The organism is Paenibacillus solani (assembly GCF_050475945.1).
Classification (GTDB): Bacteria; Bacillota; Bacilli; order Paenibacillales; family Paenibacillaceae; genus Paenibacillus_AQ; species Paenibacillus_AQ solani_A.
Map to the genome: position 1 here is coordinate 312,528 of NZ_JBCMXJ010000005.1, position 22,884 is coordinate 335,411.

At 42.5% G+C, this 22,884-nt stretch carries 18 protein-coding genes; 1 reads left to right on the top strand and 17 read right to left on the bottom strand.

The features are described 5' to 3' along the window. Positions 1-245: 245 nt before the first annotated feature. From ABEQ74_RS03145 to ABEQ74_RS03200, 12 genes are all read right to left on the bottom strand, one after another. Positions 246-1,064: a GNAT family N-acetyltransferase gene (locus tag ABEQ74_RS03145; protein ID WP_430119350.1), complete on the bottom strand. Its 819-nt coding sequence runs from the start codon at positions 1,062-1,064 to the stop codon at positions 246-248. Between the two features lie 234 nt (positions 1,065-1,298). Then, entirely contained in the window at positions 1,299-1,922 is a 624-nt protein-coding gene (locus ABEQ74_RS03150) for a zinc dependent phospholipase C family protein (protein ID WP_430119352.1), read from the bottom strand. A 48-nt stretch (positions 1,923-1,970) separates the two neighbouring features. Next, complete coding sequence (locus ABEQ74_RS03155; protein ID WP_430119355.1) at positions 1,971-2,699, bottom strand: DinB family protein; 729 nt, start codon at positions 2,697-2,699, stop codon at positions 1,971-1,973. A 16-nt stretch (positions 2,700-2,715) separates the two neighbouring features. Beyond that, positions 2,716-3,279, bottom strand: coding sequence for a phosphoglycerate mutase family protein (locus ABEQ74_RS03160; RefSeq protein WP_430119357.1), 564 nt, complete (start codon positions 3,277-3,279; stop codon positions 2,716-2,718). Positions 3,280-3,430: 151 nt separating this feature from the next. After that, on the bottom strand, positions 3,431-3,994 hold the full coding sequence (locus ABEQ74_RS03165; RefSeq protein ID WP_430119359.1) for an HAD-IIIA family hydrolase: 564 nt from the start codon (positions 3,992-3,994) through the stop codon (positions 3,431-3,433). A 493-nt stretch (positions 3,995-4,487) separates the two neighbouring features. Continuing rightward, on the bottom strand, positions 4,488-4,733 hold the full coding sequence (locus tag ABEQ74_RS03170) for a hypothetical protein (RefSeq protein WP_430119361.1): 246 nt from the start codon (positions 4,731-4,733) through the stop codon (positions 4,488-4,490). Position 4,734: 1 nt separating this feature from the next. Further along, positions 4,735-11,061 carry a polymorphic toxin-type HINT domain-containing protein gene (locus ABEQ74_RS03175; RefSeq protein ID WP_430120890.1) on the bottom strand — a complete coding sequence of 2,109 codons (6,327 nt, stop codon included), beginning with the start codon at positions 11,059-11,061 and terminating at the stop codon, positions 4,735-4,737. 47 nt (positions 11,062-11,108) lie between these two features. Continuing rightward, positions 11,109-13,046 carry a fibronectin type III domain-containing protein gene (locus ABEQ74_RS03180; RefSeq protein ID WP_430119364.1) on the bottom strand — a complete coding sequence of 646 codons (1,938 nt, stop codon included), beginning with the start codon at positions 13,044-13,046 and terminating at the stop codon, positions 11,109-11,111. A 472-nt stretch (positions 13,047-13,518) separates the two neighbouring features. Continuing rightward, positions 13,519-14,337, bottom strand: a complete 819-nt coding sequence (locus ABEQ74_RS03185) for an SPL family radical SAM protein (RefSeq protein ID WP_430119367.1) — start codon at positions 14,335-14,337, stop codon at positions 13,519-13,521. Between the two features lie 87 nt (positions 14,338-14,424). Then, positions 14,425-15,138, bottom strand: coding sequence for a 2OG-Fe(II) oxygenase (locus tag ABEQ74_RS03190; protein ID WP_430119369.1), 714 nt, complete (start codon positions 15,136-15,138; stop codon positions 14,425-14,427). After that, positions 15,131-15,676: a methylated-DNA--[protein]-cysteine S-methyltransferase gene (locus ABEQ74_RS03195; protein ID WP_430119372.1), complete on the bottom strand. Its 546-nt coding sequence runs from the start codon at positions 15,674-15,676 to the stop codon at positions 15,131-15,133. The genes ABEQ74_RS03190 and ABEQ74_RS03195 overlap by 8 nt, the downstream gene beginning before the upstream one ends. Further along, positions 15,666-16,259: a bifunctional transcriptional activator/DNA repair enzyme AdaA gene (locus ABEQ74_RS03200; protein WP_430119375.1), complete on the bottom strand. Its 594-nt coding sequence runs from the start codon at positions 16,257-16,259 to the stop codon at positions 15,666-15,668. Before ABEQ74_RS03200 ends, ABEQ74_RS03195 begins: the two co-directional genes overlap by 11 nt. A gap of 148 nt (positions 16,260-16,407) precedes the next feature. Between ABEQ74_RS03200 and ABEQ74_RS03205 the strand changes: the two genes are divergently transcribed. Continuing rightward, on the top strand, positions 16,408-17,388 hold the full coding sequence (locus ABEQ74_RS03205) for a DNA-3-methyladenine glycosylase 2 (protein WP_430119377.1): 981 nt from the start codon (positions 16,408-16,410) through the stop codon (positions 17,386-17,388). Between the two features lie 85 nt (positions 17,389-17,473). Here ABEQ74_RS03205 and ABEQ74_RS03210 read toward each other — a convergent pair whose 3' ends face one another. The 5 genes from ABEQ74_RS03210 to ABEQ74_RS03230 form a co-directional block, all read right to left on the bottom strand. Beyond that, the gene (locus ABEQ74_RS03210; protein ID WP_430119379.1) at positions 17,474-17,947 is read right to left on the bottom strand and encodes a DUF3574 domain-containing protein; all 474 of its coding nucleotides are present in this window, start codon (positions 17,945-17,947) and stop codon (positions 17,474-17,476) included. 229 nt (positions 17,948-18,176) lie between these two features. Further along, a complete protein-coding gene (locus tag ABEQ74_RS03215) occupies positions 18,177-19,223 on the bottom strand; it encodes a hypothetical protein (RefSeq protein ID WP_430119381.1) in 1,047 nt (348 codons plus the stop codon). A 25-nt stretch (positions 19,224-19,248) separates the two neighbouring features. Then, a complete protein-coding gene (locus tag ABEQ74_RS03220; RefSeq protein ID WP_430119383.1) occupies positions 19,249-19,989 on the bottom strand; it encodes an alpha/beta fold hydrolase in 741 nt (246 codons plus the stop codon). 77 nt (positions 19,990-20,066) lie between these two features. Then, positions 20,067-21,023 (bottom strand): acetamidase/formamidase family protein, encoded by a 957-nt coding sequence (locus ABEQ74_RS03225; protein ID WP_430119385.1) that lies wholly within the window; start codon positions 21,021-21,023, stop codon positions 20,067-20,069. A gap of 211 nt (positions 21,024-21,234) precedes the next feature. Beyond that, positions 21,235-22,554: a condensation domain-containing protein gene (locus tag ABEQ74_RS03230; RefSeq protein WP_430119387.1), complete on the bottom strand. Its 1,320-nt coding sequence runs from the start codon at positions 22,552-22,554 to the stop codon at positions 21,235-21,237. Between the last annotated feature and the right edge of the window lie 330 nt (positions 22,555-22,884).

Genomic DNA, 22,884 nt, shown 5'->3' on the forward strand with positions numbered 1-22,884 from the left:
AAAGAAATAAAAAGCTCCGCTGCATGATCCGCAGCAGAGCCTTCCTCTCATAACTCCACTAGTGAAATCTCCGATTCATTCGCACTTGAGTGCTATGGATTTTTATTCATCTCCCTCTCCTTCTCGTTCCTGCTATCCTTGACCGCCTTATCACGCTCTTCCCAGGTTTCAGCCAAAAGAACGACTGCCCCTTCCTGCCGGAAGACAATCGCCTTGTAATACTTAAAAAGAGAAGAACCCTTTTGTTACAATATACCATACCAGAATATTCTGTAATCAAAATCCGGGATCATACCAATGGCTTCGGCAATTCGAATAGACCCTGTATTTTCCGGAGAGCAGTCCCAATAAGGTTGAATCCCTGTTTGATTACATTCTTTCACGTAGGCTGTGGCTGCTTGCACGCCATAATTCCTTTTTCTATATCCTTCTATAGTTTCAATGTCGATCGCATGGGTTTGACCTGCAACAAAAGCTGAGAAACATAAGCTCACTAGAGTATTATTTTCTTCGATATAATACCCGAATCCTTGCTGTAAGAAAGCATCCACGGAATCCCAAAAATGAAGAAGCTTCTTCTCCAAAAATGAATGGTTGCCCAATCGTCTTGATTCCAGCAGATCTCTATCGATTCTATGAATCCCAGGAGGATGAGGTATATCAGGTTTTTTGGCTAGTAGATTGCTTTCTGAACAAAATACATGTTGAATATCGCTTAGAACATTGCGGTTATTAAATATGGTATGGATCGCGCTATCCCATGTATCCAAATCCGCACCAATCTCCACCACGCTGATATTTTGCTTCTTTAGTACAGGTTCAATGTGGGTAATCATATAGTCGTTCAAACCTGTTAGAAAGCCTTCACTCTGCGGATCGCCAATCATCTGAAACCCTTGTTGACCTTGAATCCAAATCAAGGCTGCGGTTGGTTCGGTTTCTCGATCTACATAGATGCGTCCCGGACTGTTCCCCTGAACCACTGCTCTGACCTCGATATTCCTGCACTGTTCAGCAATGTAACGTATTCTGTAATACTCCTCTTTCTTTAGTTCTAATATCATAGCTTAGCTCCAATTCTAATCATATGTCATATGTACTCCGTCAAATCATCCCATAGAATAACAAATTGTCCTTGTTGAATATGTGAAAGTCACACTACTACATGAATCTCAAAGGTGCCCTCCTTAAAAAATACGGAATCCTCCTCTGGAAATGATCATGATTTCGGTTCAGCATGAGAATCCGATCTCCATCCTGGATCATGCATAAGGTCCATATTTTATAGTTAATGTTATTCATAGAATCCTCTGTTTTCCTAGAATAGGTTCTAATTTCATGATCCCCAGTTCAACCGATGTCTCGATATAGCCAATAATTTGTACCATCGTAAAAAGACGCAGGTCTTCGTTTATTGTTTCCTTATCGTATTCCATATCACCTAATACATAGGGTATGAATGCATCAACGTCTTCACGCTTGACCTCTTCCAAATCTACGATGTCAGGGACATGACTAAGCAATCTTTTCAGCTCATCTGCACATCCATAATGCTCCAACAATTTACCGTTTAATGATCGAAAATCCTGATGAGATACATCATATAAATGCGGGTCAGCTTCCATTCTGTTTCTTAACCAGGGAAGATTGAACCCTCTTAACCAAATATCGTCAGCAATTAAATGGGTGTAATAACCCAATACATAGGGGCTAGTCCTCTCCGATTGATATGTAACTAAGAATTCCTGATATTCAATATATCTTGTATAGTCCTGTACTTCACCTTTGAAAAAATGGGATTCGTTTTTAGTCGAGACGGCATCCGGAGCAACACTCCCCACTAAGAATGATGTTCGATCTTCGATCGACAGATTCTCTGCAATTCGATTGGCTATGATCGCGTGCATGATTCTTGAACCCATGGTTTCCATCCCCCTTTCGATTGTTGAGAAACCTCCATACGATACATATTACTGGATGTTAGCGCTTTCTAAGGGATATGCAGATTTCTTGAATTTTTGCATTCTATGTTTAATGCGTATCGATTTGTTCAGATGCAAGAAGATATGTCTTGTTGCTGGCATCAATATTAATCCTGCTATCGTTTTATTCCCCCAATAATCAAGTAACCACAGAGCTTCATCTTTAACAGCATTTTGCTCTTTAAGCTCATTGATTCTGTTGGCTTCGACTTTCTGCTTAAAATCACCTGGGGATAAACAACTCACGATTTCACGAGTTTTACGTCCAACTTCCATGCGATATTCCATAAGAGCTTGAATATCCAGTTTCGCACTTAAATCAGCAATCTCGGCTTCTGTCATTTCATTTCCAGAATGCGCATAATAGGTTTGAAGTTTCTTGCCCCATCCTCCCAAGTGCCAAACTTGCTGGTCGTGATGGACCAGTACATTCATGGTCATATCTTCGATTCGTGTGATATGCCACATATGCCAAGCTATCGAGTTTTTCGTATCCGGGGCCGATACAGGATAGTTCCGCCACGTTTCTTCTCTCAGATTCGTCACTAATTCATCTTCCAACGTAGCAATGGGTGAATGACTCATCTCAGATGCATGCAGCAAACTATGCTGCTTCAGGAACAAATCCACAGCCGCCTGATGTTCAGCTGGTTTCAAAATGATGTTTGTCAGTTTCTTATGATTCGCATTCCATTGCTTTCTCTGACTTAAATCCATATAGAACCTTCCTATTCTACCACTTCGTTTTATATACTCCTGCTTCACCTAAGAAATCATCCCGGGTCAGTCCTTCTTCCCCTAACAACATACGATAATTCGTGATCGTACCATCATGGGAAATGATGATGAGACGCTTCTGCCTTTCTTGGCACCAACTTAATAATTGCAAGGCATATGTCTCAAAAAGCTTTTCATCTATTCGATTGATTCCTTCACGCCAGCAGTCCAAACCGAGGTCGAGGATTTCTATGCCATGATAATGTGCAGCTAGCTCATCTTTTGAGTAAATCTGGTCACACATCAATGCTGGAAGCTCTGGAAGCAGCGGGAACATTCTCGGACCAACAAGAGGAGAAATCATAAAATCATTGGAATTCGTCAGGATGTGCGCTGTTTCTATCGTTCGTTTAGTCGGGCTTGCCAGGATCAATTCATCATTAGTCCAATCAAATTGTTCACGAAGCTTCCTCACCTGCATTTTTCCTAATTCCGTAAGGCCTGGATGTAAGGTATGTAAACGATTTGGATAGTCTTTGAGATGTTCACCATGTCCATGGCGAATGAATATAATTTCCATGAAGTCACCTCATTCATATGTATGATGGTCACGAACTGCCTACCTACTTTAAAATATGGCTTCTTGGCTAAGGGGATATTCGAACGATTACCTTCCATAATTATACATAGAGCTACCAGACTGTGGAAGCCATTCAGTATAATTATCAGGGCTAGTCATTATTCTTCGAATCTAATTCCAATATCCATTTCACAGCTTCATTTACATCCTCAGCGATAAAGTCCGGGTAAGCTTCTAACCAATCACCAACATATTCGTTATTTCTATATTGATCAAGATCCCTCTGACCAGATCCTGTTTTCACAAGAACTTTAATACACCCTGCTTCTTGTGCTGCAACCATATCCGTCCATCGATCTCCAACAACAACACATCTCTTCAAATCCAGATCATTCTCTTCAGCTGCTTTTAAGAGCATTCCTGATGATGGTTTTCGGCAATAACATCCCTCACCATGCTTATGAGGACAAAGATACACCTTATCAAAGCCAAATGATCGTAATTCTGCCTCAAAGTCTTCACGCTTTGCTTCTCCATCTGCAATTGTTGGCTGGTTCGTAAAAGAATAAATTCGTATACCTGATGTTTTCAATGAATCTATCGAATCCTTTACCAATGGAAAAAGTTTAAAATCACCTGGTAGGATGACATGATCAATTCCGCCGATTGTCCCATCCCGATCAAGAAATACGGCTTGGATTGATAATAATTTCAATATGTATTCTCCTTTATTTCATATTACTAACCTGATTGTAATAAAGATTCCTTTCAGCTAAAAATCCCCTTTAAGTCTACTCCTCTCGCCCTCTGGATAGAGTGTCACTTAAAGGGGATCTCGCTATAATAGACTTTATCATTGTACTACCAAGTCTATGCCCAATACGGAGTCAATTTTAAGTAGTCAATGTTGAGTTCGTGATGTTATGTAACTGTACTTGTGTAGCGTTAGCATTAACTATTTGAATCGTAGTAGGAAAAACCACACCGCCAACGATCAGAAGGGTCCCTCCATCGTTTCCTGTAAATGGATCAGAAGGAACGGCTGTTCATAGCGAGCTGGTTATATGTCAAGTCGAACTTTTTGACTATTTAGCTGGATGCCGAATTCGTCTACTAATTAGCGTGCCTAACGTACCAGTCTGGAAATCAAAGAATTCTTCCTTAAAAAAAACCTTGAATGGCATTTCGCCAATCAAGGTTAGGTAAAATCAATCTTTATATTTTTCAGGCAAATATTCTATGTTCATAATGGTTTTAATAAGACTTCTTAAATCATTTTGATAAGAAGCCAGTTCTTCCCGATTTTCACAACCGGTAAGTTCGTATATTTGCTTCTCAGAACAACTGTTTAATACAAACTCAATACAATTTTCATAAACCATCAATTCGCCCTCTGATATTCTTAGATCAAACAAAGTGACACTTGCTATTTCCTCTTGTTTTAACAACTCCATTTTACCACCTCACATATTCGGAGAATATCTTTTTAAATTCCTGAAGTTCATTTTCTGAAGGTCTCCTCCATCTTCCATCTTGAATCCGCATATTAGTATTTTTACTTGGATTTTTAAATGAAGTTACAACTTGGCTTCCATTAGGTTCAATAATATGAATTCTTCCATTTTCCCCCTTAATAACCCACCTACCATCTTCTTGTTTTAAAATATCTGCTTGTCTAGCTTTTTGCACATCATTTATTGCAGAACCAACTGGCCTTCCCTCTTTACTTCGTAGTACGGCATGTTCACTCCTCTCAAGTTTACCCGTCACCTTATTCTTCTGAATCTGAGCTATAGCCTTTTCAAGCTGCTTCTTTATAGGGTTCGTCATGGTCACAGGAGGTAGTTTTGGACTTGTTACTCTGTTCGGTAACTTATAACCTCCTCCGCCTCTAATAGCTGCATTAGCACTGTAACCAGATAAGCTTCCACCGCTTCCTCTAACACAATTGTGTGTCCAAATTTTTAAATTCGAAACAAAGTAGGTATGATAGTCACCCACACTGAAATTATATACCGGAATCTTTTCCTGTTTAATTTCAATGTGATCTAAAACATATTCAGTACCTTCATCAGTAACGAAAACATCACCTTCATACAAGTCTCTTGACTCTACCCACCCTTTTCCTACTACCCAGAATGGATGCTCAGCTGTCGTTACTATCGTGACCCCACCTACATAAAGATGGTAAGTTTCTTCAGTTATCCGATTGAAGGTTTCTTCCACTGGTTTATAAGCTACATCTCCAGTCTCATCGCTCTTCGCTAATACATAGTCTCCGACATTGATCTCTTCAATAGCTTTCAAACCATCTATGGTTTCAATCATCGTACCGGCAGCAAAACAAAGAAACGCGCATGTTTTGGCTGTAGCCGGGCTGTTTCCACTTGGATCTACATAAATCAGTGGATTATTCTCCACATAGGTATACAGATTCTGACTTAACGGATTCTCTAACTTCCCTTCATACGTATCCTCATTCATAAAGCGTCCAACACTTGGATCATACCATCTAGCTCTTAGATATTGCAGCTTGCTCGCTTCATCCCAATATTCACCTGAATATCTGAAAGGATTATGCACCCTTTCCTCCTGTGAGATTATATTCCCCCACAGATCATAGGAATATCGATTAAGAACTTGGCCTGACTCGTCTTGAAGCTCCGTGATATCCCCGTGACCATTAGATAACACATAAGCTCTTGAGCCATCAGCATAATCAATGGCTTCAAGTGCATTCCCTCTGATATAAGTTGCTTTATGAATAGGTTGACCATTCACCACATTTGCTTCCGCTATGATCTGATCACCATCATAATAATATCGACTCTTTACTCCATTCTCAACACGTTCGACGAGAAGTCCGTCACCGTTATATACATACTGAACGGCCTTATTTCCACTGACTACTTCCTTCAAACGATCCTGATCGTCATAAGTGTTATTTATTGTATCGGTTTCAATCAATTTATCCGAACTCATAGTTAGTCGATTACCTAACTTATCGTAAGTATATATCTCTCGAAACACACTGGATTCTGCTATACGGTTTAGGGCATCATAGGCAAATGTATCTTCTACATTATTTTGAAAACGTTTGTTAATATTATTGTTGGCATCGTACTGATACTGGTAACGATTTACAAGTTGCTGTCCACGCACCTGCTCTTTCTCCGTCAATTTTGTACCATGGTAACGATATTTCGTTGTCAAGAGCCCATTCATTGTAGATTGATTGAACAAGCCGTTAGCATAATATGAATACTTGAATTCATCTATTCCAACTTTAGTCCCCATAGACGTCAGTTGATTCATAGCATCATATTTAAAAAATCTCTTGGCACCGAAAGGACCCAACGCTTCGGATTTATTGCCATTTGCATCATACTTGAGTCGTAGTTCCTGTCCATCTGGATACTGAGTTCGAGTCAACAGCCCTTGTATTGGATCATACTCATATAAAGTGGTACCTGTTTGATCTGACATAGAGACTCTTTTACCAGTTGCATCGTAGTTGAAAGCTGTCGTTTCGTCTGCACTTACTCGCTGTACTAAACGATCACGATTATCATAACGATAACTAAGCGATTTCCCGTTACGATCCGTTTTTCGTATCAAGTTGCCGTTACCATCATAATACAGTTTCTCTTGTTGGCCTTTCTTGTCTCGCTTTAGAATTACTCGATTGAGTTCATCATATGTTTTATACGTTTTCACACCGTTTGGATCTGTTACAGTAATTAAATTGCCATTGGTATCATAGTCATAGTTAGTTGTGTTACTTAATGCATCTCGTACAAATTTCAACTGTCCTAGTGGTGTGTATCCATATTGCGTTATGTTTCCTTTAGCATCGGTTTTCCTTAGAACTTGTCCACCGATCGCATCAAAACTTTGCTGAACCATTAATTTTCCGGTTTGATCCTGGGGCGACTGTTCCTCTGATTTAAGCACTTGACCGTAGATATCAAGATATTCTCTTTGAATATATCCTTCTGCATCTCGAACAGAACGAACCCGATTCACATCATCGTATTGGGTTGTTGCTTGTGTTGCATCTGCAAATACAGTAAGAATCTGGCGACTCCATCTATCATAGCTGTTTTGAGTACGTTGACCAAGCGCATCCTCATTCCATATCGCTCGCCCATGTGCATCATAACCAGTCCGGGATTTAACATATAACCCCTTATCCGTAAGGATTCCTTCTTCTATTTCCCAACCAAGTGAGCTCCAACGTGTTTTCGTTTTCTGTCCAAGTTCATCCGTTACTATTAATGTATTGTTGATGTCATCATATTGTGCTACCAGCCTAGTAAGATCTGGATACGTAACGCCCACGACTCGTCCAAGAGCATCATACTGGTAGGTTGTGTTCTGCTGGCGTGCATCAGTAAATGAAGTTACTTTACCAGTAGCTTTATCATAGGTTGATAAGACGGCGGTTTCCGAAACATTACCATCAGCGTCCGTCACTGACATACTTTGTCTGGTTGGATAAGCATAGCTGTACACTGAATTGTATTCTGTAATTACGGTGTTTCTCTTACCGCTCTGTATTTCTGTCTCACTTATCATGTTTCCATACGTATCATAGCCAAACTGGGAGTGTTTTAAGATTTGTCCTGTCGCATGATCTTGGCGTACGATCAGCTCCGTAATATCTCCCTGTGCATTTCTGCTATACGTTGTGTGCAGATCCACTCCCGTGGCTACACGCTCTGTTGATTGAATCAACCAGTGACGGGCATTGTCATAAGTATATCTGGATGTGGCTCCTCGTTCATTCGTTTCCTGTACCACATTTCCGTAATCATCATATTGGATCGTTCGTGTTAGCGTATCGTTATTACGGTTATTTGTGTCTGTTATATTCGTTGGTACCGGAACAGCATAACTACGGCTTCCAACCTTTTTAGTATAGTTATAACTAGTCTTCTTCTCCATTCCTTCTGCACTTGTTATAATCTGATCCAAATAATACTGCGGATTAATATTTTGATCGATATGCTTTTTGGTATATTGATATCTGCTCGATGTAAGCCCATCGTCAAGAACTGTTGAAAATGTGTGATTTTGACCATATGAACTTCCTAAATCACCTGAGTAAAAATACCCTATTCGATTGAAATCTTCTTTGCTTCCGTTTTGATATTGAACCTGATCCTTTCGTGCTAAAATACGGTAACTTTCATTCTGGGAGCTATCACCAATATAGCGTTTAATAGGCTGATCTTCATACGAATATTGTGTAATTGCACCTGTCGGATGCAAAACGGAAGTCAACAACGCATAAGGATTTGAAATAGCTCGTTCAGGGCTTTCAGTGAACAAATTAAAACGTGCAGGTGCAACTTTGTAAGTATAGGTTGTTCTTCTTCCCAGCTCATCTGTTATTCCGCTTAATAACTCGGCACCATTTTGTGTTTGTTTTTCATAAGTGATGACTTTTTGTCCCTGTCTTATCGTTACGTTACTTGTTGTATAGTCGAGTTCTATCGTGTTACCTATTGCATCTTTTACCTGGGATAGCAACTTCCGACCGTATTGCGGATTCTGGGTGTAAAAGAATTGAGTATTGTTATTGTATGGATCCGATACTTGGATAATACGACCATCCGATGTAAAGTATTGACGCGTTTGACCGTCATCCGTATATAATTTATATTTTGATGTTTCATTACCAACCACCACAGTGGTATCCGTTGTTAAACTCACTCCTTCCCAATCATAGCCTTTCAGTTTGGTTCCTTCGACTTCATAGGACCCACCTTCTGTAAGGTATACATATTGTTTGCCTTCCTTGGTTTTCACAGATGGCAACTTCCATGACCAACCTTTGCCTATCGGATACAATTGTTCCTCATACTTAGGCAGCGTCTGATTATGGTATGTAACCCCGGTACCAATCCCTGCCACATAAGCTTGTACAGAAGCACTTGGTTGAGAAGCTACATAGTAACTATATTGATCATCATACATAAGGAATTCATTGGGAGAAGTATTAATTAGATTTCTGAGTTCCTCAGCTTGTGACCAATAATCATAAGTTATCGATGTTAGGGTAGTGTGACTACTTGCACCTTCCGTGATGATTGTCTCTACCCAAGGCTGTGCCGATACATTGTAAGCATAGCGGTATTGGTATGAAGGCCCTGTTGAAATCCATGGTCCATAACGCCGATCGGACGTCTGAGCTGGTTTAATAACTATGCCCGTAAATTTCTGTCCCCATTGCCGTGTATCATATCCGGGTTTAGTCACCGTTCCGGAATAATTCGCTTGGAAACTCTTTGTACAAACATAATTGGGTGTACCCGGTGATAGGCACGCTTTTATTGTAGTCGTCGATGTACGGTTTAATGTTCCGCTGAAACCACCACTATTGTAAGTTATAGTACTTGGGCAATCAGTTCCAGGACCGGTTTGAACCCATTGACCCGAAGAATTGTATTTTCCAGGTATATTATTGGTGCAGCTTGACGTTTCAGTTCTTGATTGCGTCGGCACATAGGATCCTGATACAACATAGGAATCTCCGTCTCTGGTGAGTGTTCCGCTGAATCCTTGCTGACTGTAATAAATAGATCCCGGGAAACTATTTGTTCCACTATATCTATGCTCCGATACCGTTCTTCTTTCTTCCGGGGTGGTATAGGTAATGCGCTGGCTAGCTACCTGCCTTGCTTCATTTTCAGTATTATAGATTCCCTTAGTCCTGTCATATGTATTCATAATGGCAGTTTCATAATCTACAATGCCATCCCCGTTTCGATCCTCCTGTATCCATTCATTTTCTGTATAATTAACTTCGTATTTCGTGATAAGCTGCCTTCTTAAAGCAGTAAACTGCACATAATAACGATACAAATTATAATCATAGGTAGTATAACCATAGTCCATATCATAAAATTGAGAGTTGCCAGAATCGTATTTTCTTGTCAGGGCAAAAGACAATCCATTCCGACCAGGTAATGTGATATCTGTTTGTTCGATGGATAGGTTTCCTGAAAGACTGGAAATAGCTTCACCGCTTGATCCAATAGAATACGGGGCTTCATTAAATGAAGAAACATTATATACAGGTGCCTTTTCTAAGATTGGATTTTGCTCCCCACTTCCCTTGGCAGCATTTGTTGCCATCCTCATATTTTCTACGTTTTCTTGTTCAACATCCAACTCTGAAGCGCTTTCTTTTTCTGGTTCTACATCAGATTCCAGTGCGTCGGTAGACTGCTCTTCCTTATTTTCCGAATTAAGTTCGCTTGAATTATCTTCTTCTTTAGGACCGCTTTCCTTCTCTGGCCCATAAACCTCTTCTGTGACGGTAAAAGAATCATAATATCGTACTATGCTGGAATCTTCCTGTTCAACGAATGTAATGTCAGTTAAACCATAGACCGCTGATGTAACAGTGTTTTCAGATAAACTATTTATTCTTTCTAACCCATATACCGCTGAAGAAACTGTCGGTGTTACGGTTGTAGATAAATTGATCTCCTCAGGAAATAGGCTGCTTAGAGCCTCCTCAAAAGTCATATTATTTATTCGAGCTTTATACAGTGCTGAGACTATATGATTTAAAGGATATCCTTCATCCAAATAGCTCTGTATCCAGGAAGGAGAAACAGAGAATTGTTCGGATATTTTTTGAATCTGATTCTCTGAATCTGAAACTACATCGGAAGCTAACGCTTTGGGGTAAAATGCGAGCATTTCAAATAACAAGATCACAATAAGTAATCCGGATAAAATTCTATTCCCTTGAGATTTTTTCTTCACCAAAAAAATCCTTCCCCATTCTAATATTATTTTGGATTCTTATTTTATTAAGGATGAGCTATCGTTTTAATAAGATTACCGTTCCTATCATACTCGAAGCTTTTGATAGTTTTACCGGAACCATTGACGATAGATATTAGTCGTTGATTCTCATCATAGATGTATCTATAAGTTCCTGATGTCTTTACAGCCAAAATACTAGGTTCAGAAGTATTGTCCGATAAATCCACTGCAATAACCGAGAATGTGTGCAAGGTATTATCTTTCAATCCTGTTGCTTTATAAGTAGTTGATGTTGTAGAACCTAATAGCGAACCATCCTTATAGATTTTATACAACTTTATTCCGACATTATCAGTAGAGGGCGACCACGAGAACGCAACCGAATTAGAATCAACTGAAGTAACGGTTAGAGCCCCTGGTTTTGTAGGCGGGACATTATCAGGGGTAAAGGATACTGTATTGCTAGTCCAAGATAAGGTTCCTCCCCCATCGACAGCCTTTACAGAAAAATTATAAACAATTCCACCTTGCAGACCTCTCACTTCATATCCTGGAATATTCGAATCAGTAGACCCTATCTCTATACCGTCATTATAAATTTTATATTGACGTACCCCTAGGTTGTCTGTTGAGGGATTCCATATAAGGTTAGCAGAGGTTGAAGTTGAACTTCTTACAACTAACCCCGTTGGAGCACTAGGGGGAATTGTGTCTTCGCCTTCCACATCATATGTAATAGTAATAGTTAACTGAGTTACGGAAGGTACTATTTCTAAACCGTTATATGTATCACCTGGTACATCACCAACCCCAGCACCCGAGATGTATTTTACTTGAGGATACCTTTCTCGTAACGAGCTACCTAGTATTCTAAATGATTTCCATCCGGCAGTTATTGGATAGGTATCTACTTGAATCAATTTTTTATCAGCGTCCGAAACATAGACCCCAATATCACCACCAGCTGGGTGGGATGGCCAAGAACTATTATGACCACCCGTTACAACTCTAAAGCTTACAACTTCCACGTCAAGAATTATTTGATGAATATGACTCACAGGCATATTTTTATTCATTAAGGAATGTAAACCTGTAGAAAATTCTCTTGCATAATTTTTCATAACCCCCGTAGTAGGATCAATTAATATAGGATATTCAAGTTCTGAATCATCCAAACGAAGTGTGATAATACTTCCTTTCTTTGAAGGTGATATATCTACCTTTAGTGGTTCATACCTCAGTTCCTCACTCGAAGCATCTTTCACCCACATTGGAGGTATCGTGAACTCTACATCTCCATTACTGTCAATAAAATCGATAGATCCATCATCATTCTGTTTTGTAGTTACATTATGAACACCAATTTGAAATTGAAATTTCTTAGGGCTATTCTTATCCTTTAGAAGGATAAACATTTTTACTCCTGCAGGATTTACCGTATAAGATACATCCGTATTTTCCCACATATTTTCATATACAATTGTATTATCAACAACCTTGCCAGTTACTGAATTAGCGCCTATGGCCTGATAGGATACTGATGCATTCTCATAACTAATTTTAATTGGTTTTTTGCTGTTTTTATTTAACTTAGTTTTGTAAGCGTTCTCTGTTACACCTAAATCAAAACCTGCTTCCGACTGATCTTTTAAAATGTCAGTATTGATTTCATTCCATTTGCCACCCGCTCTGTAATGCTGAGGTATGTTAGAGATAACAGTGGTGTATGTATTGTCAGTATTTTCAAATGTTTTACTAAATTGATTCCTCTTCGCCGAAATCTCCTTGCTATTTTTTTTATTGTTTTTTATTTTTTCAGGTGGAGGACTATACTCTGCTACAAATTCCTCAATAGATTTCTTTTTAGAACTTGCTTCTACCACATTACTCATCACAAAGCAGGCCACTATAAAAAAGACCCCAGTAATTATGGGAATAAACATTTTATTAAGGACCTGAGTATTATTCGTGTATTTATTCATTTTCGACTCCTTGTTCTTGTCTTTTTTAAACATGTCGTTCTTAGTGTTACAGAGTGCTCTGATCTACTAATTCTTATCAAAATATTGCCATTTGAACACCTCACTCCATCATTTATGAATAATGAAAACAGATGTAAAAACCATCAATGTTGTAAAATATACCCTTTTTCTGTCTTGCTTTAAAATATAATAAATATCGAGTCGGAAGCTGTCAGATTGTGATGTCGAATAATCTTTATTTATAGAAAGATAAGGTGCTTTTATGTACACAATACTTAATGCGCACTTGACAAAAACCAACACAGATTATGTTTATAAGTACATCTAGTAGCGTCCAAGGAACACCGTCCCTCAGACACAACAAAAAAGGCCAGAAGCGATCTTCCCGCTCTGGCCCTTACACCCCCTCAATCCTCTTACGATCCATTCAAAAACTCACTCATTTGCTAGACTTACGACATTCACACTTACGTTAAGGTTCAAACCCCTTCTGACTTACAAACAACTGCTCCTTCGGAAATACCTTGCTGAAACAATCGTAGACCACTTCATATGCAGCCGGATCATACCACTTCTCCTCACCGAGTTCCTCGTACAGCCCCTGAATAGGCAGTCGCTTCGTCCGTTTACCACCGCTGCCGTCCCCCATGAAATAATCGTCAATGCAAACACGATGAACGAGCGGTCTCAGTAGATGAGGAAATTGCTCCGTACTTGGAAGCACTGGGGCAATGGCGACCTGAGTGGGAATGCCTGCGTCTCTCAGCAGCTCAAGCGTTTTCAGTCTGGCCTGGATTGGCGGGGCTGACGGCGTAAAATGCTTGCGTATATCCTCACGATCCGTTTCGACCGTTATGCTCACCCGCACGCGCTCCCCTAACTGCTGCAGCAGATCGATATCCCGGCGGACCAGCGGACTGCGTGTCTGTACCAGCAGAAAATCCGGCGATTCGCTAACCATGACTTCCAGTAGAGTGCGAGTCACTTCTTCCTTGGCCTCAGTCGGTTGGTACGGATCGGTGCTGGATGACATGAATATCGTGACAGGTCCTTTGCTCTTGGCACGCTGCAGCTCTTTTCGCAAGATGGCTGCAGACTCGAGCTTCACATCAACCCAGCTGCCCCATTCCTGTTTCCGAAATAACGATACCGGCATTTGCCGGACATAACAATAAGAACAAGCGAAGGTACAGCCCGTATACGGATTTAAGGTATGACTGTATCCATTCAAGAATCCTGTTCCTTTATTGAGCAGGGTCTTCGGCGTTTTATAGAGCACCTCATGTTTCACCTTGAACACCCCATTTCTACACTTTCTTCTATTATACTATTCCCCTCCCCACATCCATAACGAATGAATGAGCACCCTTATGCCCCCTTACTTAGCATCATGAAAAATAATCCCGAGACTGTATCTTGTCCCCGACGTAATCGTGCTGACGCCATGCCGGAGTGTGGTCCGATAATACCCACGCGTCCCCTCAACAGGACGTTGACTGGTCGGAAAGATCAGCCCCGCTCCCTGTTCCAAGGTAATCACATGTCCTCGGCTTTGTGCTCGCGGCCGCTGCTCCATGAGCAGAAACTCTCCTCCAGTGAAATCGACTTCCTTCTCATTCAGCACAAATAACACTTGAAACGGGAAGAACTCATCTCCGTACAAATCCTGATGCAAGCAATTATAACCGCCCTCTTCATATTTCAAAATTAACGGCGTTGAACGCTCCTGCCCTTGCGCATGGCACATCTCCAGATACTCATCCAAGCTCACCGGGTACCTCTCCTCATGCCCAAGCTGGGTCAACCAGCGGTTAGCCGTCAGCGCAAGCTCGGGATAGAAGCCCTCGCGAAGCTGCTGCAGCACTTCCGGCAGCGGTGCTTGATAATACTTGTATTCTCCCCGTCCGAACCGGTACCTCTCCATATTGATCGTGCTCCGAAACCGTTCCTCATCCGAATAGCTGTTCATCATGTCTGTGCATTCTTCAGGCAGAAGCAGCTTTGGAAGTACAGCAAATCCCTGTTCATCCAAAGCTGCTTGTAACGCTTGCCAATCCAGCTCCTCTATACGCTTCGGTAACGGTTTAGACATACTCCATTGTCTCCCTCAATGAGACGTGCTCTCGCTCAAGATCAAGCAGCCGGGTCTTCATGTCCAGTCCCCCGCGATAACCCGTCAAGGCACCACTTTTGCCAATTACCCGGTGACATGGCACAGTAATAAGCAGGGGATTGGCCCCGATAGCCGCTCCTACCGCTCGAACAGCCGCCGGTTTTCCGATCTGGTTGGCGATGTCTGAATACGTGAGAGTTTCTCCATAAGGGATCTGGCAAAGAGCATTCCATACCGCATTTTGAAAAGCGGTCCCCTTATAATCCATAGCCATCTCAAATCGTGCACGCTTTCTTTGAAAATACTCCTGAAGCTCAGCAACATAAGGTTGCAGTTTTGCATCATCCTGCACTAGTTCACTACCTGGATATTTTGCCTTAACCCAATCCGCCAGCTCATCAAACGGCTTATCCTGTGAACCGACGTAACATAATCCTTGCTCTGAAGCTGCTATATACACATTCCAATGATCATGATGCAGTCGAGTCCAGCTTATGATCGAATGATTATTTTTCATGGTCGTGTACCTCCGCACTCGTATTTTTTGAATATTGTCCTCGATAATTAAGGGGGGTCAACCCCGTCTTCTTCTTGAATAACGTGATAAAATAAGCCGGATTCTCCAGGCCCACCCTTGAGCCGATATCAGAGATCGACAGGCTGGAATGCTTAAGGAGCTCCTTGGCCTGATCGATTCGGAAATTCTGAATGTATTCCATTGGCGTTACCCCGGTGACGCGCTTGAATATCCGGTGCAAATGGTAAGGACTGCCGTGACTCACATCCGCCAATACCTTGAGCGTCAAATGATCTGTATAATGTTGGTTGATATACTCCATGACAAGTTCAATCCATTCATGGTCCGGCAGACGCTCGCCCGTCGGCTTGCACCTTTTGCATGGCCGGAAGTGCTCCGCTTTCGCTTCATCGGCCGACTGAAACACACGTACATTTTCAAACCGCGGAGGTCTGGATTTACAGGATGGTCTGCAGAAAATCCGGGTAGTCTGCACCGCATAGAAAAACTTGCCGTCACTTTCTTTGTCATTATGGATAATGGCCTTCCACTGGTCTTCGGTTGGCTGAATGCGTTCTGCCACGTTTCCTCACCTCCGCTAACATTATAACCACAGGATCGTCTTGTTGTACGCTTTTTGGAATAGAAGAGCAAGATAACAAAATGATAGCATTCATAGTTATGGTACAACTAGTATAGAAGAGATTAGGAACCGAAAGGAGACGCTGACCATGCAGGAACCCAACCAGACTCATTGTAACAATCACTACACCAAACATGACCAGCTTCCCTCTGACAGCTGGCAGGACCATATCCATACAATAAAGCTGTTTGTTCCGCAGGAATTCAGCTTTACGCAGAACCTCCATTATCTGCAAAGATCGCCAAACGAATGTCTGTACCATATTCGAAATAACAGCATCTACCGTGCTATCCCGCTTGGGGAGGACATAGTTGTGATTGAAGTCAGCGAAGCTCCTGAAGAGCAAGCCATCATGGTTCGTTTTCTGGGAAACACCGCACCAACCGATCCAGCTAGACGTTCGGAAGCAGCGGCTTATGTTCGGGACTGGTTCGATTTGAATACGGATCTCGTCCCGTTCTATATGATGGCTGAGACAGATCCACTGCTCAGTCAAGCTGTCCAGTCCTTCTACGGACTTCGTAACATGGGCATTCCCGACCTGTTCGAAGCCCTGTGCTGGGGAATTCTCGGACAGCAAATTAACCTGGCTTATGCTTACACATTAAAGAGACGTTTCGTTGAAGCCTTCGGCCACAGCGTAGAGTGTGAAAATGAAGTTTTTTGGTTATTTCCGAAGCCTGAAGACATTGCTCGATTGCAAGTTGAAGACCTGGCTGGTCTGAGAATGACCTTGAAAAAATGTGAGTATCTCATCGGAGTTGCGAAGCTGATGGCAGATGGGGAATTAACGAAAGAGCAGCTGCTTGCAGCAGGCAGCTTGAAACAAGCGGAGAAACAATTGGTCAGCATCCGTGGCATCGGCCCGTGGACAGCTAACTATGTGCTGATGCGCTGCTTGCGCATGCCAAATGCTTTTCCCATCGACGATGTTGGGCTGCATAATGCCATCAAACACCTCATGGGCTTGGAAGCAAAACCGACCAAGAAGGAGATATTAGAGTTGTCAGCCGCCTGGGCGAATTGGGAGTCCTACGCGACCTTCTATCTGTGGAGGTATCTCTATTAATAGTCAATAAGAGGAGGTCTCCTGATCTGCATGGCAGATTGCTAGGGGATCTCCTCTTACTCATTATTTTTTCAGTTAAATGTCACTATTCAATAAAATACAGCTTGCCGTCAACCTCAACCGAAATAGCTTCTTGTGCGAGATCGTCCTTGAGCTTCTTCGCGTAGTCCACCACTTGATTGAGCGAATTCTTATCCAGTTTCTCGGCAAAAGCGTAAACAATCGTCACTTTTTCCTTGATTAAAGTTTTGCTATTGTCCACCCATGCTCCTTCTCCAGGAATGGCAGTCGCACCTCCAAACCAAGCGGACAGCTGCTTCAGCGTCTGATCTACAAATTTCTGATGAGCCGTATCCGTAATCGGGATATCTCCCTTCACGGTCGAAGGCACATAAATCTTTACGACATGATCCAAGTGAAACTGATTGTTCAGAGCACTCTGTGTGATCGCTGATGCCGATGGATTTCCTTCCGCACTATAGGACTGCTGAACCGGAATTAAAATAAACAGTAACAGTACGGTCGCAGCGAATGCGATAAGCCAACCTTTTCTCTTCATTCCCATTTCTCCTCTATGTATGTTCTAGTTCCTCCATAATCAAGCAATCAATAAAGCATATACATCAGCCTTCTCGATATCCTCGTGTAGCAAGAACTAGACCATATTATATACCGGACTATATCTGTCAGCTATGGGACAAATGAAGTATATTGGTTGGAGTAATATAAAAATACATATTAAACCGATAAGTAAAGTAATTGTATCGACTCACCGCGATTGAAAACTTCTATTTTATGGTCCCAATCCAGGTTAAATCTCTCACCGTCCGATGATCCATGCTGCCATTCAGAATCGCCTGAACATCTTGCAGCATATCTTGCAGCGGCACCCGCTCACCCGGCAATCCTGTATAAGCCTCGGCAACAAAAAAAGGCTGCGTTAGATACGCCTCAAGCCGTTCTCCTCGCTCGTAAACTTCTGTTTCCGACGCCGGAATGGCCTCCATTCCACGTACCTGAACCAGGGAACGGAGCTCGCGATAACGGCGCAGCAGCTTCTGGCCCCGCTGCTGGGTGGATAGGTGGTTCTGCTCCAGATGAACACCTTCCAGGACGGATGATGTGGAGTATAACGGGTTCACAGCCGGGAACATTTGCCTTGCCGCAAGGTCGGCATCGAAATACCAGAGCGTCTCCAGTGGCCCGTAAGGCAAATCTTCGTCAACAACGGCGCCTTTAAGATCCACCAGAAAAGTTGTAACCTGCGTCAAACCTTCCACTTGGAAACGTTCCTGAAGATCGTAGATTTTGCCCGTCAAGACATGCTCCCGGTCCGCAGCAAATACGATCTCGCGACTGGCACTCGTATCTGCCACAATTGAATAGGCTTCTTCGATTGAATAGACAATCCGTTCAGCATCATCCAGCAGCTCCTGCAACCCGGGATATTCACCTTCAGGCTTCAGAATGATCGTCAGATAACCTTCCTGCTTGAAGTGATGAAACAATTCGCTAAGCAGCACCAGCTGTCCCATGCCGGGACGGGCAACCAGCCCGACTGTGCCGCCTTTTGCCAGAGGAGCAAACAGATCAAGCGGCTTGATACCTGTCTCGATCATGTCCACTCGCTCGCCGCGCAGAATTAATTCATCAAGGCTGCATTTAGCCAAGGATGCCAGAGCTGCTATTGTTCGGACTTCTGCACGTCCCACAGGGATCTTCCCGGTGCACAGATTAGAAACCGTGGCTGGCCGTAATCCAACAGATTTGGCAGCACTGGTCAGGTTCGGAACCCTTTGCCGTAAAAGTGATACATTAAGCTTCAAATGATCCACATGCTTACACCCTTTTAATAGTAGATTAATGGTTGCTTGTAATTTCGCTCATAAAAGTATCGGCCGTTTGGATAAACATATCCGCATCCGGTTCAAAAATATTGTGATCATGCTGCTCGAATTCTACGATTTGAGCCTGAGGCAGCACAGTCTTGTAATGTTCCACTGCTTCTAATGATAACCCGGAATGGGGTTTGGCGCCACGGATCACCAGCACGGGACAAGTCAAATGAGCCAATTCATCCCACAGCTTTACCTTCTCTGACTCCTTCTGCAGCGCGTGTAACGTCTGTAGTTTCATCCGATCAAAGAGCGCTTTTCCTCTCCAAGGCGGAAGCGAAGCTAAGAACTCCACCCACCCCTCTGGTAGCTTGGTATGAACCGCTGGATAGTCCCCGATGATCAGTCCTTGAATGCGCTTAAAATTCTGTACGGCGTAGCCTAGTTGATAGGACACTCCCCGGGAGTAACCCATGAGAACGAATGAATGGAGTCCAAGATGCCGGATGACAGCATCGATGTCGTTAATATGATCGTCCAACGTATATCCCGAAGCAGGAACATCACTTTGGCCCCGGCCGCGAAGTGTAATGACAACCATATGCCTTGGCGACAGTTTTTCCATAATACTAATATAATCTTCAAATGACTCGGATAGCCCCGGAATAATGACCAGCGGAACCTGTTCGTTCCGGAGTTCTCGATGCATCTCCGTGACATGAATAAGAACCCCATTGTTATTAACCATCGTTTCATACAATTTCATCGGTATGTCCTCCTTAATATAATAGGAATGAATATATCTTTAAGATCAATTCTCTCAGCCGGGATATCCCTTCTCCCCTATCTCATCGCGTCAAAAGGTAAATATGCATGAACGCCCTTTACCATATTCACGATCTGAGTTACCCGCAGGTCAACAACCAAGGTGGCATAAGCATACGCCTCCGTTCTTGAAATTGAGTAAATCTCGGTCATCAGATCCAGCATCCCGCTTAATGCTATCCACATCGCTTCATTCAGGTCCTCATGCAATCCCATCGTAATCCAGCCCGTGTTTGTTTTAGCTCTTGGCATTGTTAATGGCATATCATCACGGACATGGAAGGTGAGACTCACCTTCTCCATGGGACATTCTAGCGCGGGTCCGCTAACTTCACCATCTCCCTGTGCCGCGTGACCATCTCCTGTCGAGAACAGCCCGCCATCAACAGGAATCGGCAGGTACAACGTACTACCAGCGGTAAGCTCTTTACAATCGAGATTGCCTCCAGAAGGACGCGGTACAAATGTCGAGTGCTGACCTTTTTCCGTAGGAGGCATGCCCATTATCCCCATAAACGGTTTCAGGCCAACACTGTATTTGAAATTTCCGAACTGACTCCGGGCGATCATCGCTCTTGTATCCAATTCAAAATCCAATAAGACTTCCTCGCTGTCGACCATACCGAGCTTCTCGTTCCAATAGCTAGGAAAGCCCCCGGCAGAAGTCCACCCCCATGATCCTGGAAGGATCTCGTTGATCTGGACTTCCAATGTATCCCCGGGTTTCGCCCCATGAATATGTACGGGACCCATTAATGCATGGCCAAACTCCCTCTCCTGCCGCTCTGTCTTCCGCTCTGTAAACTTCGTTCTCGGCCGCCCTGGGGCCGCTCGCTTCTTAAGTCCCCAACCCGCATCCAACGTTTGATATATAACCGTATCTCCTGGCTGAATACATAGGGCAGGCTCCAACTCCCTGCTGAAAAATCCATGCAGCGTGTGAATATCCGGCTTTAACATATGTACCTTGGACATCTGATCTCCTCCTTTGCTCACAAAATGAATGTAGTATACAACCGAACACTTCTATGATGTTACTTTATAAAGTAATTAATATTACTTCATAAGTCAATCACAAATTACTTTGAAAAGTAAATTATATTACTCTCTGAATATAAAAAAGCAGCCCTAGTTATACCAGAACTGCTCTTCTTCTGCGAATTAAGATAAAGACAACCTCGAGCTTTCAAGCGTTTGTAGTGAACTCGCTGATCATGTCATCCAATAACCGACTGACTGCATTCTCTGAAACGGCTGGAGTGTGATAACCAACGGATAAGGTAAGTGTGTTTTGATAAGTGCTGGCCCCCACACTAAAAAATGGAGAGTACATAATAGGCGCCGTCATATAGCTCTCTTCCACTTCGAAATCTCCAAAATGAATGGATGACTCCGAAATTACGCCTAGATTAGTCAACAAGGGCAATGCCATTTGTGTCTGCTTGGCCATCTCCACCTGAGTTCCCAACATCGCCTTTGCCGATGACAGCGGCATAGAGGCCATTTTTTCCAATCCGACTGCAGAGGAAATTCCAGGTTTATTCTCTTTGATCATATCCATAGCTCGTTTCGCCTTATGCAATGTCATATCTAACGGCTCTTTTTCATCCATCTCAATGACGGGCACTTCTATGGCAGACAAATTACACAGGGTGCCCGTGGTTCGGTTCGGTAAATAACGTCTCAGATTGACCGTAATGCCAATCGCCTTACCAATGGTGCGTGGCTCCATATAGATAGCCTGTTTAGCGATGGAACGAAAATATGCAGCGAGTAATCCGTCATTAACGGTTGCACCGTTAGCTTTAGTAATGCTGATCAGCCGCATCATCTGCTCCCTACCCAGTGTCCGGGTTGTGATTGCCGGAGTGAGATTATCAAGTGTGGAAGGAATAGACCAGAGCGAAGCCGTTACTGGCTCCTGAAGAGGAAACGTAGAGATATCGGCAATTCCTGCTGCTTCGAATAGCGGTCCTTGATCCCGAAAGCCCGCTTCCTCTCCAAGCAGTTCATTCTCGATCCAGTCGTATGGCTCCTTCTGGTGCAAGCGAGTGTACAAGGAAGCTATCAAATGGGTATATTCCTTCAATCCGGCTGCATCCGAACATAAATGCGAGATCTTGATACATAGTACATCACGTTCAGACCTGAATAAAGTAGCCTGAACCATCGGCCCTGTTATCCAGTCCATAGGCTCAGCAAGATGTGCTTCCAACCAAAGTGCTTCTTCTTCTCTAGTACAGGTTTTAATTTTTAAAATTGAATCTTCAATCTCGCCAGTGAATTTCTCCCAATACGGAACCTCGTCCTCCACAAAACGGCAGCTTAGAATCGGATACTTCTTAATGGTCAGACGCACAGCCTGCATGAACAAGTCTGTATCAAGCTGATCGGATAATTTCATTACAATGCCAATCTGCTGTACTGCCGAAAACACTCCCAACAAATAGTTCATACGATCTTGCGGTGTAACTGAATAAGAATGGACGTTAGTATGCTCCGTCATTATGTTCATCCTCCTACAATGAATATTCATTTCAAATCAATAAATTAAACTGCAAATTATAATAACGTCTATTAATATAATAGATATATTTATTTTTGTCTATAAATTTAATAGAATCAACTAAAAAAAGAAGATGCACATTTATTGCGCATCTTCTTCCGTCTATTCTAATGGAATAGTCACTCCGTTTTTTCCTGAAAAATGTCAATTATTCTTCATTCTGTTTCTAATAGACAATATGTTCTGGATAATCCCATAAATCAACAGGACATTAAACAAATAAAATAGCAATTGAATTTGAATGTCCGTGATTAACCAAGGATTGGTATA